This window comes from Aerophototrophica crusticola (assembly GCF_012913305.1).
In the GTDB taxonomy this organism is placed as follows: Bacteria; Pseudomonadota; Alphaproteobacteria; order Azospirillales; family Azospirillaceae; genus Niveispirillum; species Niveispirillum crusticola.
The window spans coordinates 3,056,382-3,069,592 of sequence record NZ_CP051775.1 but is presented as its reverse complement, the minus strand read 5'-3'; the positions used below and the strand labels follow the sequence as shown (position 1 = coordinate 3,069,592).

The window sequence follows — 13,211 nt, the reverse complement described above, 5'->3', positions numbered from 1 at the left end:
GATGATGGGCATCGGCCTGGACCCTTACCTGGAGCGCATCAACCACGCCGGGCCGGTGCGCGCGGACGATGCCACGCTGCAATCGCTGCACGTGGCCCATGCCGGGGCGGTGCCGTTCGAGAATCTGGACATCCATCTGGGTCGGCCCATCCGCACGGACCTGGATGGCATCTTCGCCAAGCTGGTGGGACAGCGGCGGGGCGGCTACTGCTTCGAGCAGAACGGCCTGTTCCGGGCCATGCTGGACTTGGCGGGTTTCACGACGGAGCGGCGGCTGGCGCGGGTGCGCATGGGCGGGCCCCATGGCGGGCGCACCCACCTGATGACCCTGGTCCACATCGGCGCCCACAGCTGGGTGGCCGACGTGGGCTTCGGCGGCAACAGCTTGGTGCAGCCACTGCTGCTGGAGCCGGGGCGGGAGCAGGACAGCGGCGGCGACCGGTTCCGCCTGCTGCCCTCGACCTTTCAGCCCGGCTGGGAGCTGGAGGTGCTGCGGCCGGAGGGCTGGTTCCCCCTCTACTGGTTCGGGGAGGAAGCGGTGGCGGACGTGGACCTGGCCATCGCCAACCACTTCACCAGCACCCATCCGGAGTCGCGCTTCACCCTGAACCGCGTCCTGGCCCGTGCCACACCCACCGCGCGCCATACCCTGCTGAACGGCGACTACAAATGCCGCTTCGGCACCACGGTGCTGGAGGAACGGCGGGTGCGGGGGGAGGCCGAGTTCCGCGCCCTGCTGGCGGACCGGTTCAACCTGGCCCTCCCGGACGGGGCCGTGCTGCGGCCCCACCCGGAGATCACGGATTCGTAGGTCGAATTAGAGGCGAAGCCTCGTAATCCGACGGCACCCCGATGCCCATGCCCGTCGGATTGCGGCGCTGCCGCGCCTAATCCGACCTACCTGCCCTTCTTCAGCGAGGCCAGCAGTGCCTGGCTGGCGCGACCGTCCTGGGGCAAGCCGCGGGATTTCTGGAAGGCGCGGATGGCGGCGGCGGTGCGCTTGTCCAGCTTGCCGTCGGGGGTGCCGGCCTTGAAGCCCAGGGCGTTCAGGCGGGTCTGGATCTCCTTCACGCCGGCCTGGCTGACGGGCAGGGGCTTGTCCTTAGCCGGAGCCTTGGCGGTGCGGGTGGGCTTGGGCTTCTGCGGCGGGGCGGGCGGCTCGGCGCCCATGGGGGGCAGGGCCCCGGCGGGGGCGGCGGCCAGGCGGACGTTGCTGCCGCCGGCATCCAGGGTGGACAGGGCCGCGGCGGCGGTGCGGTCGCCTGACGCGGCGGCCAACTCGTACCAGCCGCGGGCAGAGGCCGGGTCGGGCGCGCCGTCCACCCCCTGCTCATACAGGGCGCCCAGCATGAACAGGGCGCGGGCGATGCCGGCGTCGGCCGCCTGCTCGAACCAGGCCGCGGCCTGGGCCGGGTCGCGGTCCACGCCGCCGCCTTCCATGTGCAGCAGGCCCAGATCGTACATGGCTTCCGCATGCCCCAGCTCGGCCGCCCGGCGGGTCCAGTCGGCCACCTTGCCGATGTCGGGGCTCAAGCCGAAGTCGCCACGGTACAGGTCGGCCAGGGCCCAGCAGGCGTCGGCGTCGCCGGCCGCGGCGGCCTGCTCATACCAGAACACGGCCCGCTTCAGGTCCGACGGGGCCGGCGGCGTGCCGGAAGACAGGGCGGCGGCCAGTTCCATCTGCGCCTCCGTGTCCCCGGCCCGGGCACGGGCGTCCAGCGCCCTCATCTCGGGCGAGGCCTTGGCGGGAAGGGCGGGGGCGTTGCCCACCGTCGGCACCCGCAGGGTGGCGGCCACCATCGGCGCCTCGGGGGCCATGGCGGCGGGCGCGGCGGGCGCCTGCACGGCCGGGGCCTGCACCGTGGGCGGCGTGGGCGAGGCGGCCGGGCCCGATCCCTGCGCCAGGGCCGGCGCGGACAGGAACGTGGCCGCCAGCAGCAGGGCCGGCAGACGGGACGGGGCGGCGGCGGGGTGGGGGCGGGGGATGGTCCGGCGCATGGCCGGCGGTCTCCGGGGCAAGCGGGCTGATGCGGTGCAGACTAGCACCCCAGCCGTTAACGACCAGTCTCCAGAACGGCATTTTCCCCAAATACAACCCGTTGCACCGCCGGGCCAGTTTGGGTATGGTCCGCCCCCGCCGACACGGATGGGGCGTCGCCAAGCGGTAAGGCAGCGGTTTTTGGTACCGCCATACCTAGGTTCGAATCCTAGCGCCCCAGCCATCCTTTCCCGTGATCCGCGTGCGGCGTTGCCGCCATGCCACCGATTTGGCGCTCCTGTTAAGAAGCCGTTCAAATCCAGGTGCTATCATTACCTAAAATTCGGTATAGTCATCCGAGGTAGGGCAGCGTCGGGGCGGTGGGTCGCCTTCGTCCGGGCCCGGGCAGGCCATGCGGGACCCGGATCGGGTCTGGCCATCAGGGGTCACGGGACGGAGATGAATCGGCAGCCGAACGCACCGAAGCGGGACTGGGTCCGGGTGAAGCCCGGGGAGCGTACGGCGGCCGTTCCCGAAAAGCCGGACTATGACGACCAGAAACTGCTGACCCTGTTGCAGTCCGCCAAGCGCGAGGTGCAGGGCCTGCGCCTTATCCACCTGCACATGTCGCTGCTGAAGGACAAGTCCCACCTGGACATCATGTCCATCAAGCGGGCGATGCAGGAAACGGCGGACCAGTCGGCGTATTTGCAGGTGTTCAACCTGTCCAACGACGATGCCATCGTCCTGTACAAGGGCATCAAGTTCTCCCTCATCTCCGACGTCTGCTCGAAGATCGAGAAGCTGCTGCTGTCGCGCACCATGATGGTGAAGCGCAATCCCTATGGGGAGGACAGCCTCTACTCGATCATGGAGTTGTCGCTGAACTTCGTGAACGTCATCCGCTTCATCGAGGGGCTGACGAAGGACGGCGGCGCCGATGGCGCGAAGCAGGAAACCAAGCCCCCCATCACGCTGGAGGAGCTGGGCAAGATCGAACGTGCCGTGCAGATGTTCGACCTGTCGCCCTTCATGCTGAACCAGCCGGTGGTGAACATCCGGGCCACCGAGAACGAGTTCGAGTATTTCGAGCTGTACATCGCCGTGAAGGCGCTGGAGGAGCGGCTGTCGCCCCAGTACGACATCACCGCCAACAAGTGGCTGTTTAGCTACTTCACCGCCAACCTGGACAACTCGGTCCTGAAGGCCCTGAACTATGGCGTGGACTTCCTGCGCGGGCGACGGCTGGGGCTGAACCTGAACCTGTCCACCATCCTGTCCGCCGCCTTCGTGAAGTTCGACGAGCGGCTGACCACCGACCTCCGCGGCAACGTGGTGCTGGAGATCAACAAGGCCGACCTGGTCGAGAACATCGGCATGTACAAGGAGGTGGTCGATTTCGCGGCCGCCAAGGGCTACAAGATCTGCATCGACGGGCTGAACGACTTCTGGGTTACGCACATGGACCTGGAATACATGGCCTGCGACTATGCCAAGATCTTCTGGACCGATGAGATGGACATGATGTCGGAGGGGGAGTACGAGGCCTTCTGCGACAAGATCCGGGCCCAGAGCAACTGCCGCTTCGTCCTGGCCCGCTGCGGCACCGTCTCCGGCCTGATGTTCGCCGAAAAGGCGGGCATCAACCTGGTCCAGGGCCGCATCGTGGACAACATCCTGCGCAAGGGCGTCGCCATCCGCGACGCCATCAAGACCGCCAAGGTGATGAGCGACGATTGAGGCGGCCAAGTCGCTTGGACTTGGACCGGGGTCGGCAGTGAGGAAAACGAAAGCCTAAACCCGTTTCCAGTCTGCGGGAAACGGGGCTAATTGATCCACCAGATCCAGCCGTTCAGCACGGCGGCGAAGGCGACCCAGGCCAGGGTGGGGACCATCAGCCATGCCGCCAGCCGGTCATGCCGGGCAAAGGCCAGGGTGGCGGCCAGCATGGTGGCCCAGAAGCCGAACACCTCCACGAAGGCGGCGCCTGGGCTGTGCAGGGCGAAGAACAGTACCGACCACAGCACGTTCAGCACCAACTGCGCCAGGAAAAGGCCCAGCGCCAACCTTGCCCCGCCGAACCCGGCGATACGCCAGACCCGCCAGGCGGCCACGCCCATCATGATGAACAAGGTCGTCCAGACCGGGCCGAACACCCAGTTGGGCGGGTTGATGGGCGGCTTCTCCAGCGTGGCGTACCAGCCCTGGATCTCCGGCCCCGTCGCCATGCCACCCAGGCCGGCGGCCAGGAAGCACAAGCCCAGCCAGAAGACGAGGCCGAGGAAGGAGGACAGGGCAGGGCGGGTGTTGTCTGCGGTCGTCGTGCTCATGCCAGGGAGATGGATCGGCCCGGCCCGGGATCAAGCCGTGCCCCCGGTCGGGCCAAGGTCGCGGAAATCGCTCACCGGGCACATCATATCGGCCTGCGCATTTCCCGATCCGTCGGCTATACTCCCATCGGTTTCGTGTCAACAGAGGCGGGGCGTCCGGATGACGTCATCAACAGACCCTAAGGCAACGGGGGAACAGACTTCCCCCGAGGGCACCGCCGACGCGAGCCCCAGCACCCATTTCATCTTTACCAGCAAGGTCTTCCAACTGCCCGGCGGCCATTTCAGCATCGCCCAGGATAGCGGCGATGCCGTGTTCAACGTCAACCTGGGTGACGTCTGGGGCAAGATCCCTTTCCGGACACTTCGCGAATCCTTCGACATCGACGACAAGAGCCAGGACGGCCGCCTGCTGTCCATCGTCGAGAAGGGCTTGAAATATGTGAAGGAGATCCGGCCCGGCGACAGCATCCCGCGGGAGCTGCTGGACGGCAGCGCGTCCTGGCGGGTGGAGGACCGGCACCTGCAGATCGCCCGCGGGCGCATCTCGCTCCAGCTCGTCTCCTGGATCACCGGCAAGGACGAGGCGGTGCCCGACCGCTTCAAGCTGGAACAGCTGGTGGACGACCCGAACATCAAGTCCAAGGCGCAAGAGGCCTTCTCCCGCCTCGCCAAGCAGTTCGGCCTGCCGGAGGAACGCAAGCAGGAGGTGGTGGACAAGGTGGAGAACCTGGCCCGCGAGCTGTCCTACATCGAGGCGCTGCGGGACCGCTTCCAGCTGATCCAGAAGATGATGGGCAAGCTGGTCCAGGCCAAGCGCGCCTTCAAGGGCGACAACCAGGTGCAGAGCGACGTCGCCCGCATGCAGGCCCTGGCCAAGCCGCCCGTCGCCAACTTCGAGGACATCTTCAACCAGGTGGATGGCCAGACCGCGGAGGTCATGGCCATGCTGCGCACCTATGACGCCCAGGTGTCCTTCATCCGCCGCATGCGGGACGAGCTGCACACCAACCTGATGATCTGGGACGAGCTGATCACCGCCTGGGACAGCCAGGACGTGGACAAGGACAGCGAGACAGAGGCGCTGCTGAAGAAGACCTACCAGTTCCTGGCCAAGCACTTCCTGATCAGCAAGGTCTGGCAGCGGGGCGGGTGAGCATTTTTGCCGTGGGTGGCACCGGTCGGCACGGGCCGGACCCGGTCGCCGTTCCCGCAAGCCGTTGATTCCACATTGCCCCCATTCCGAGGGGATGCCGATCGGCCCGCCGCCGGGTCGCGCCCGGTTTCTGGTTGCCCATATTTTCCAAATCTAATAGGTAAAACTGATCTATTGACAATCCTCGTTGTGGAATACAGCCTCCGCCAACGCTTGTGAAATCCACAAGGGTGATGGTGAACAGGGCTGGCGCCTTGACTCACCACCGGCATGGTCCCAGCGTGCGGAGGGAAATTCGTGGTGCCCAGGTCCAGGACGACAGCTTTGGACGCGACAAGGCCCCGCATTTTTGGAAGCATGCGCGTGGCCCGGCCCGGCAGCCCTAGGCTTCGCCGCGCCTATCCCTGGCCGGGCGCTTGAGCGGGGGGTGGCTGGTGGCCGGATTTCGTCTGCATGGCGCCGCGGCGTCCTTGGCGGTGCCCTTCCGGGCCGAACGGTCGGTGATCCCCGGCTTCGGCCTGACCTTGGGAATCACCGTCACCTACCTGACGCTGATCGTGCTGCTGCCCCTGGCGGCGCTGGTCATGCGCCCCTATGAGCTGGGTTTCTCCGGCTTCGTGGCGGAGGTGACGGAGCCGCGGGTCCTGGCGGCCCTGAAGCTCAGCTTCGGCATGGCCTTCCTGGGCGCCTGCATCAACGCCCTGTTCGGGCTGGCCGTGGCCTGGATGCTGGTGCGCTATGATTTCTGGGGCAAGAAGGTGGTGGACGCCATCGTCGATTTGCCCTTCGCCCTGCCCACGGCGGTGGCGGGCATCGCCCTGACGGCGCTCTATGCCCCCAACGGCTGGATCGGCCAGTGGCTGGAGCCGCTGGGCATCAAGGTGGCCTTCACCCCCCTGGGCGTGCTGGTGGCCCTGACCTTCATCGGCCTGCCCTTCGTCGTCCGCACGGTGCAGCCGGTCATGGAAGACCTGGACAAGGAGCTGGAGGAGGCGGCGGCCAGCCTGGGCGCCACCCGGCTGGAGACCTTCGCCCGCGTCATCTTCCCCACCATCCTGCCGGCCCTGCTGACCGGCTTCGCCCTGGCCTTCGCCCGGGCGGTGGGGGAATACGGGTCCGTCATCTTCATCGCCGGCAACATGCCCATGGTCAGCGAGATCGCGCCCCTGTTGATCATCATCAAGCTGGAACAGTTCGACTATGCCGGGGCCGCCGCCATCGGCACCACCATGCTGGGGGCCAGCTTCGTACTGCTGCTGGTCATCAACCTGTTGCAGCGCTGGACCCGGCGTTGGGCCGGCATCTGAGGGGGGAACCGACCGCCATGGCCGCAGAGACCCTCTCCACCACGACCGACCGGCGCAAGGCCCCGGTGCTGGACGTCACCCCGCCGCGCCCCCGCGGCGCGCTGGAGGACCCGGTCTGGGTCAAGGCGCTGGTCATGGCGGCGGGGCTGGGGTTCCTGGCCCTGTTCATCCTGCTGCCCCTGTTGGCCGTGTTCGCGGAGGCGCTGCGCCGCGGCGTCGGCGCCTATTGGGAGGCGCTGGTGGAGCCGGACGCCTGGTCGGCCATCGTGCTGACCCTGACCGTGGCCGCCATCGCCGTGCCGGCCAACCTGGTGTTCGGCGTCTGCGCCGCCTGGGCCATCGCCAAGCACCGCTTCCCCGGCAAGGCCCTGCTGCTGACCCTGATCGACCTGCCCTTCAGCGTCAGCCCCGTCATCTCCGGCCTGGTCTATGTGCTGCTGTTCGGGGCGCACGGGCTGCTGGGGCCGGTGCTGCGGGAATACGACATCCAGATCATCTTCGCCGTGCCCGGCCTGGTGCTGGCCACCGTGTTCATCACCTTCCCCTTCGTGGCGCGGGAGCTGATCCCCCTGATGCAGGCCCAAGGCAACGATGAGGAGGAGGCGGCCATAACCCTGGGTGCCTCAGGCTGGCAGACCTTCAGCCGGGTGACCCTGCCCAACATCAAATGGGGCCTGCTGTACGGCGTGCTGCTGTGCAACGCCCGGGCGATGGGGGAGTTCGGGGCCGTGTCCGTCGTCTCCGGCCACATCAGGGGGGAGACGAACACCATGCCCCTGCATGTTGAGATCCTGTACAACGAGTACAACTTCGTCGCGGCCTTCGCCGTGGCGTCGCTGCTCGCCCTGCTCGCCATCGTGACGCTGGTGGCCAAGTCGCTGCTGGAGCTGCGCTACGGCGCGGAGCTGGCGGCCACCCGCCGCCATTGAGGACCGGAGACCGGCCATGAGCATCCAACTCACCGGAATCACCAAGCGCTTCGGGGCCTTCACGGCGGTGGACGCCGTGGACCTGTCCATCGAGACGGGGGAGCTGATGGCCCTGCTGGGCCCCTCAGGCTCGGGCAAGACCACCCTGCTGCGCATGATCGGCGGGCTGGAGTTCGCCGACGGCGGCAGCCTGGCCATCGACGGGGTGGACGCCACGGTGGAGGAGCCGCACGCCCGCGGCGTGGGCTTCGTCTTCCAGCACTACGCCCTGTTCCGGCACATGACCGTGTTCGAGAACGTGGCCTTCGGCCTGCGGGTGGGCAAGCGCAAGCCCAAGCTGCCGGAGCAGGTCATCGCCGACCGGGTGCACCATCTGTTGGAGCTGGTCCAGCTCCGCCCCCTGGCGCAGCGCTACCCCAACCAGCTTTCCGGCGGGCAGCGGCAGCGGGTGGCCCTGGCACGGGCGCTGGCCACGGAACCGCGGGTGCTGCTGCTGGACGAGCCGTTCGGCGCCCTGGACGCCAAGGTGCGCAAGGAGCTGCGGCGCTGGCTGCGCGACATCCACAAGGGCATGGGCGTGACCACGGTCTTCGTCACCCACGACCAGGAAGAGGCGCTGGAGCTGGCCGACCGGGTCTGCATCCTGCACCAGGGCCGGATCGAGCAGGTGGGCACCCCGGCAGAGGTCTATGACATGCCGGCCAGCGCCTTCGTCTGCGACTTCCTCGGCGGCGGGGCCAAGCTGCCCTGCACCGTGCTGAACGGGTTCGCCGACATCGCCGGGTTGAGGGTGCCCATCTCCAACCGGCCGCCGGCCCCGGGGCCGGGCATCGCCTATGTCCGCCCCCACGACATCGAGCTGCTGCCGGGCTCGGAAGCCGACGCGGCCGCCGCCCGGGTCACTGCGGTCCAGCCCGTGGGGCCGGAGCTGCGCCTGGACCTGGACATGGGCGGGCAGGTGGTGGAGGCGGTGCTGGACCGCCGCACCCACGGCCATGTGGACCTGTCCCCCGGCACGGCGGTGGGGGTGCGGCTGAAGCGGGCCAACGTCTACGGCCTGGGGGCCTGAGGGACCCACACCCAAGGCGCGATACGATGTCCACGGACCACACGGCCCGCGATTCATGCCTTGCCCCCTGGGGGGCGTTCCCCTAAGGTCTACCCCAAAATTGCCACAGGCAATCGCGCGGGAACGGAACACACCAGGGCGCCAGCACCGGCCCGGCCGGTCGCAGGACAGATGGCGCCTTGTGTCCGGGCCCCCGGCCGACGGTGATGACGGGGGGACCCTTGTTCGACGCCTTCACCCGCAGCGAGCGTGTCATCATCGTGGAGGATGACCGCGTCCGGTCCGTGGTCATCGGTCCCCGCCAGCGCCTGCGCCCCGCTTTGTACATCGCCGCCGCCCTGTGCGGCCTGGTCTTCTGCCTGGCCGGCTGGCTCGGCACCGCCCTGTCCCTGTCCGACGCCCGCCGCACCATCGGCTTCCTGGAGGGTGGGGCGGAGTCCCTGGCTGCCCAGTTGGCGGAAGCCCGCGGCCAGCTCGCCGGCATGGCGGGGGAGATGGAGGACGCCAAGACCGCCCTCGCCGCCGCCCTGGCGGAGGAACGGGCCGTGCGGGAGCGGGTGGTCGAGGCCCTGGCGACCCTGGAGGCGGGGGAGGAAAAGGCGGCCGGCAAGGACGGCGCCCGGGCCTTACGCCTTGCCCTGGCCGACGCGCGGGAGACGCTGTCGCCGCTCCGGCTCGGCCCGGCGGAGGGCGGCAGCCACCTGCAGGCGGCGGAACGCTCGCTGGAGGCGGTGGGGCAGGCGGCCCAGGCCTTTGCCGCCCGCCGGGCCCAGGCTGCCCTGGCCGCGGCCGGCATGGCAGCCGACCAGCCGCTGGACACCGCGCAGGCCCCTGACGAACAGGCCCCCGCCCTCGCCCGCGCCCTGGCGGAAGCGCGGGGGAGGCGGCCCGGCTGCGGGCGGAGATGGCCGCCGCGCAAGGGGAGCGGGACCAGATGGCCGCCCAGGTGGTGGCCGCCGACCAGCGCATCGCCAAGGCGGCGGAGGGGCAGGTGGCCCTGCTGTCCCGCCTGACCGAACATGCCGACCTGCGTATTGGCGCGGTGGAGGGGGCGCTGCGCGACACGGGCATCAACATCGACTCGGTGCTGCGGGAGCTGGAGCGTGAGCGCTTCGGCATGGGCGGCCCCCTGGTCACCTTGCCGGAAATGCCGCCCAGCCTGTTGCCGCCCCAGGCCACGGCCGCCCTGGCCGCGCTGGAGACGCGGCTCGCCCGGCAGGAACGGCTGAAGGCCCTGACCACCCTGCTGCCCCTGTCCACCCCGGTGGACGATTTCTACGTCACCAGCGGCTTCGGCAACCGGCGCGACCCCTTCACCCGCGCCTGGGCCATGCACACCGGCATCGACCTGGTGGCGCCCGTCGGCACCCCGGTCAGCGTCACCGCCGCCGGCAAGGTGCTGGAGGTGGGCTGGGAGGACGGCTACGGCCGGCAGGTCCTGGTGGACCACGGCTTCGGCATCCGCACCCGCTACGGCCACCTGGAAAAGGCGATGGTGCGGGAAGGGGATGCGGTTGCCCTGGGCCAGCAGATCGGCACCCTGGGGAACAGCGGCCGCAGCTCCGGCCCGCACGTGCATTACGAGGTCATCGTGGACGGCCGGCCGGTCGATCCGCTGCGCTTCATGGAGAAGGGCCGCTATGTTTGCCAGGGTTAAGGACCGGCTGGAGACCATCTCCTCCGCTGCCGCCGCTGCCACCGCCATCCCCCGCCCCGCCGCGGGCCCCGGAGACAAGCCCATGCCCTCCATCATCGGTCCCGACATGGCCGTCACCGGCAACCTGGACACCCCCGGGGAGGTGCATGTGGAAGGCCGGATCGACGGCGACGTGCGCTGCGCCAAGCTGAACATCGGCCCCGGCGGGCTGGTGCGCGGCCGCATCCAGGCGGTGGCCGTGCGGGTCCACGGCAAGGTGGAAGGGGCCATCGACGCGGACGAGGTCTATCTGCTGGGCGGTTCCGCCGTGGCGGGCGACATCTACCAGGCCAGCCTGGAGATCGCCCCGGGTAGCCAGTTCGAGGGCGCGGTGCGCCGCCGCAAGGCGGGGGAGCCGCTGCCCCTGGCCGCCCTGCCCAACCCCAACGCCCCGCCGCCCCAGCCGGTCCCCACCGTGGTGGGGGTGGAAACCATCACCGAGCCCAAGCCCGCCGACGTGGCAGAGGCGGAGGTGGAGGAGGTGGCCGTGGAGGACGTGACCGAGCCGGCGGAGAAGCCTGGGCCCGCGAAGGGAAACGGCAAGCTGAAGGCCGCCGAGTAATCCCGCAAGAACCGGGTGGGGCGGGGCTTCCGTCTTGGGCATGGTCAGGGCCTGACAACGGAGGCTACCATGCTTGCCCACGACATGATGCGCCCGGCCATGACCATCGCCCCCGACCTGCCGCCCGAGGCTGAGCTTCCCGACGACGATCCCCTGGCCGCCCGCAAGGTGGGCGCGGCCATCGAGCGGCTGGCGCGGGATTGGCAGCAGCAGCCCCGGCTGGAGGATCTGGCCGCGGAGGCGGGGATGAGCCCCTGGCACTTCCAGCGGGTGTTCAAGCGCTGGGCCGGCATCAGTCCCAAGCGCTTCGCCCAGTTCGTCACCCTCGGCCATGCCCGTCGCATGCTGCGGGAGGAGGGGTCGGACCTGCTGGGCACCTCCCTCGACCTGGGCCTGTCCGGCCCGTCCCGCCTGCACGACCTGTTCGTGGTGGCAGAGGCGGCGACACCGGGGGAATACAAGGCCGCCGGGCAGGGCATGGAAATCCGCTGGGGCGTGCACCAGACCGGCATCGGCCGTGCGTTGCTGGCCGCCACGCCCCGCGGCGTCTGCTGGCTGAGCTTCCTGGCGGAGGAAGGCGACACCCCCGCCCGCCACCTGGCCGAACTGGCCCTGGACTGGCCCAGGGCCACGCTGGTGGAGGACCCCGGTGCCACCGCCAAGGCGGCGGCCCAGGCCTTCAGCCCCTTGGCGCAGCCCGCCGACGGGCCGGTGACCCTGCACCTGAAGGGCACGAACTTCCAGATGAAGGTGTGGCAGGCCCTGCTGACCATCCCCTTCGGCACGGTCACCACCTATGCCGGCATCGCCCAGCGGATCGGCCACCCCACCAGCGCCCGGGCCGTGGGCAACGCCGTCGGCGCCAACCCCATCAGCTTCCTGGTGCCCTGCCACCGGGTGATCCGGGGCACGGGCGTGTTGGACAACTATCGCTGGGGGCCGGCCCGCAAGCGCGTGCTGCTGGCCTGGGAAGCGGCGAAGCTGGCGGCGGAGTGAGCTTGCCGCCGGCGTCGGTGCAGGGAACACGGACGGCACGGATGCCGGCTGTGCCGGCAACACGGACAGGCACGGACAAGGTCAAGCCAGGCGGGGCTCTGTGCCCGTCAGATGTCCTGCGCCTTCGGCGCGATAGCTGAGTCACCGAAGCAGGCAAACTCTCGTAATTGGGAAAGTCCGTGTCGTCCGTATTGACGGCACCGACGCACGGAAGAACTCACACCTTCGCCGGCTCCCCCACCGGGACCGCGGCCGTAACGGGGGCGTCCTCGACGCCGAAGCGGAACCGCTCCCCTTGGCGGGGATGTACAGGGTGCCGAACATCCAGTCCCACAGGGAAAAGACGGTGGCGAAGTTCTTGTCGTAATGCTCCACCGCGACGGAATGGTGGGCCTGGTGCATGTGCGGGCTGACGAAGACATAGGACAGCCAGCGCGGGAAGGGCAGGGGCACGTGGCTGTGCCGCAGGTGGCTGAAGGCCACGTTCCACACCAAGGTGAAGACGTTCACCCCCAGCACCGTGTAGGGCGACGCCTTCAGCCCCAGGGTGCCCACCATCAGGCCCAGGGCGATGCCCTGGGCGAAGACGTTGGCGGTCATGTGCACCACCTGCTCCTGCGGCCAGAAGCGGAACCCGGTCAAGGGGGTCAGCACCGTAGGCCGGTGGTGCAGGGCATGGGCCCGCCACAGGATGGGGTAGCGGTGGAACAGCCGGTGGGTCCAGTACAGGGCGAAGTCGCCGAAGGTGAAGGCCAGCACCGCGGACAGCAGCAAGACCCAGGTCCCGGGGGCCGGCGCGTCCTGTGGCGGCATGCCCATGGCATAGACACCCACCATGGTGCCGCCCAGGCTGACCAGGTACATCAGCGGCCCCAGCAGGAACGGCAGGCTGGACCCGGCCAGCCAGCAGGCCAAGTCAACCGGCAATTCCTTCAGATAGGCCCGGTCGCGGGGGAACAGGTAGCCCAGCAGACCGCCAGACCGGTGCCCGGCGAACCAGGCCAGCACGGCCCCGGCCAGCAGGGCCGACAACAGGCTGGGCCACCAGAAGGGCGACGCGGCGCCGCTCAGCAACAGCTTCAGCGATGCCAGCCACTGCCAGAACGCGCCGACCAGATCCACCTCGGGCCACTGCATGCCTTGTCCCCTTGATCTCCCCCACATCTTGGCAGACCCGGCCGGGCCAGG

At 69.2% G+C, this 13,211-nt stretch carries 13 protein-coding genes and 1 tRNA gene; 11 read left to right on the top strand and 3 right to left on the bottom strand.

Translation table 11 applies throughout. From position 1 onward, the window contains the following. Position 1: 1 nt before the first annotated feature. Positions 2–811 carry an arylamine N-acetyltransferase family protein gene (locus HHL28_RS14975; protein ID WP_075771363.1) on the top strand — a complete coding sequence of 270 codons (810 nt, stop codon included), beginning with the start codon at positions 2–4 and terminating at the stop codon, positions 809–811. Between the two features lie 86 nt (positions 812–897). Here the strand turns inward: HHL28_RS14975 and HHL28_RS14970 are convergent, their stop codons facing one another. Beyond that, entirely contained in the window at positions 898–1,998 is a 1,101-nt protein-coding gene (locus HHL28_RS14970) for an SEL1-like repeat protein (protein WP_075771364.1), read from the bottom strand. Positions 1,999–2,147: 149 nt separating this feature from the next. Between HHL28_RS14970 and HHL28_RS14965 the strand changes: the two genes are divergently transcribed. Both HHL28_RS14965 and HHL28_RS14960 read left to right on the top strand, forming a co-directional pair. Then, positions 2,148–2,222, top strand: a tRNA-Gln gene (locus tag HHL28_RS14965). Positions 2,223–2,437: 215 nt separating this feature from the next. Beyond that, positions 2,438–3,718 carry an EAL domain-containing protein gene (locus HHL28_RS14960; RefSeq protein ID WP_075771365.1) on the top strand — a complete coding sequence of 427 codons (1,281 nt, stop codon included), beginning with the start codon at positions 2,438–2,440 and terminating at the stop codon, positions 3,716–3,718. 86 nt (positions 3,719–3,804) lie between these two features. Here HHL28_RS14960 and HHL28_RS14955 read toward each other — a convergent pair whose 3' ends face one another. Continuing rightward, entirely contained in the window at positions 3,805–4,308 is a 504-nt protein-coding gene (locus HHL28_RS14955) for a TspO/MBR family protein (RefSeq protein WP_075771366.1), read from the bottom strand. 160 nt (positions 4,309–4,468) lie between these two features. Between HHL28_RS14955 and HHL28_RS14950 the strand changes: the two genes are divergently transcribed. The 8 genes from HHL28_RS14950 (at position 4,469) to HHL28_RS14915 (ending at position 12,023) form a co-directional block, all read left to right on the top strand. After that, entirely contained in the window at positions 4,469–5,464 is a 996-nt protein-coding gene (locus HHL28_RS14950) for a hypothetical protein (protein ID WP_075771367.1), read from the top strand. 449 nt (positions 5,465–5,913) lie between these two features. Then, on the top strand, positions 5,914–6,771 hold the full coding sequence (gene cysT, locus HHL28_RS14945; protein WP_075771423.1) for a sulfate ABC transporter permease subunit CysT: 858 nt from the start codon (positions 5,914–5,916) through the stop codon (positions 6,769–6,771). Between the two features lie 134 nt (positions 6,772–6,905). Further along, positions 6,906–7,700 (top strand): sulfate ABC transporter permease subunit CysW, encoded by a 795-nt coding sequence (gene cysW / locus HHL28_RS14940; RefSeq protein ID WP_404326941.1) that lies wholly within the window; start codon positions 6,906–6,908, stop codon positions 7,698–7,700. Between the two features lie 16 nt (positions 7,701–7,716). Beyond that, positions 7,717–8,769: a sulfate/molybdate ABC transporter ATP-binding protein gene (locus HHL28_RS14935; protein ID WP_075771368.1), complete on the top strand. Its 1,053-nt coding sequence runs from the start codon at positions 7,717–7,719 to the stop codon at positions 8,767–8,769. A gap of 221 nt (positions 8,770–8,990) precedes the next feature. Then, the gene (locus HHL28_RS14930; protein WP_169655386.1) at positions 8,991–9,782 is read left to right on the top strand and encodes a hypothetical protein; all 792 of its coding nucleotides are present in this window, start codon (positions 8,991–8,993) and stop codon (positions 9,780–9,782) included. Next, positions 9,704–10,426, top strand: coding sequence for a M23 family metallopeptidase (locus HHL28_RS14925; RefSeq protein WP_169655384.1), 723 nt, complete (start codon positions 9,704–9,706; stop codon positions 10,424–10,426). The genes HHL28_RS14930 and HHL28_RS14925 overlap by 79 nt, the downstream gene beginning before the upstream one ends. Continuing rightward, on the top strand, positions 10,410–11,027 hold the full coding sequence (locus tag HHL28_RS14920; protein WP_169655382.1) for a bactofilin family protein: 618 nt from the start codon (positions 10,410–10,412) through the stop codon (positions 11,025–11,027). Before HHL28_RS14925 ends, HHL28_RS14920 begins: the two co-directional genes overlap by 17 nt. A gap of 69 nt (positions 11,028–11,096) precedes the next feature. Then, positions 11,097–12,023 carry a methylated-DNA--[protein]-cysteine S-methyltransferase gene (locus HHL28_RS14915; protein WP_404325883.1) on the top strand — a complete coding sequence of 309 codons (927 nt, stop codon included), beginning with the start codon at positions 11,097–11,099 and terminating at the stop codon, positions 12,021–12,023. A gap of 141 nt (positions 12,024–12,164) precedes the next feature. On the opposite strand, the gene HHL28_RS14910 is transcribed toward HHL28_RS14915, so the two are convergent. Beyond that, positions 12,165–13,160, bottom strand: coding sequence for a sterol desaturase family protein (locus HHL28_RS14910; protein WP_169655380.1), 996 nt, complete (start codon positions 13,158–13,160; stop codon positions 12,165–12,167). Between the last annotated feature and the right edge of the window lie 51 nt (positions 13,161–13,211).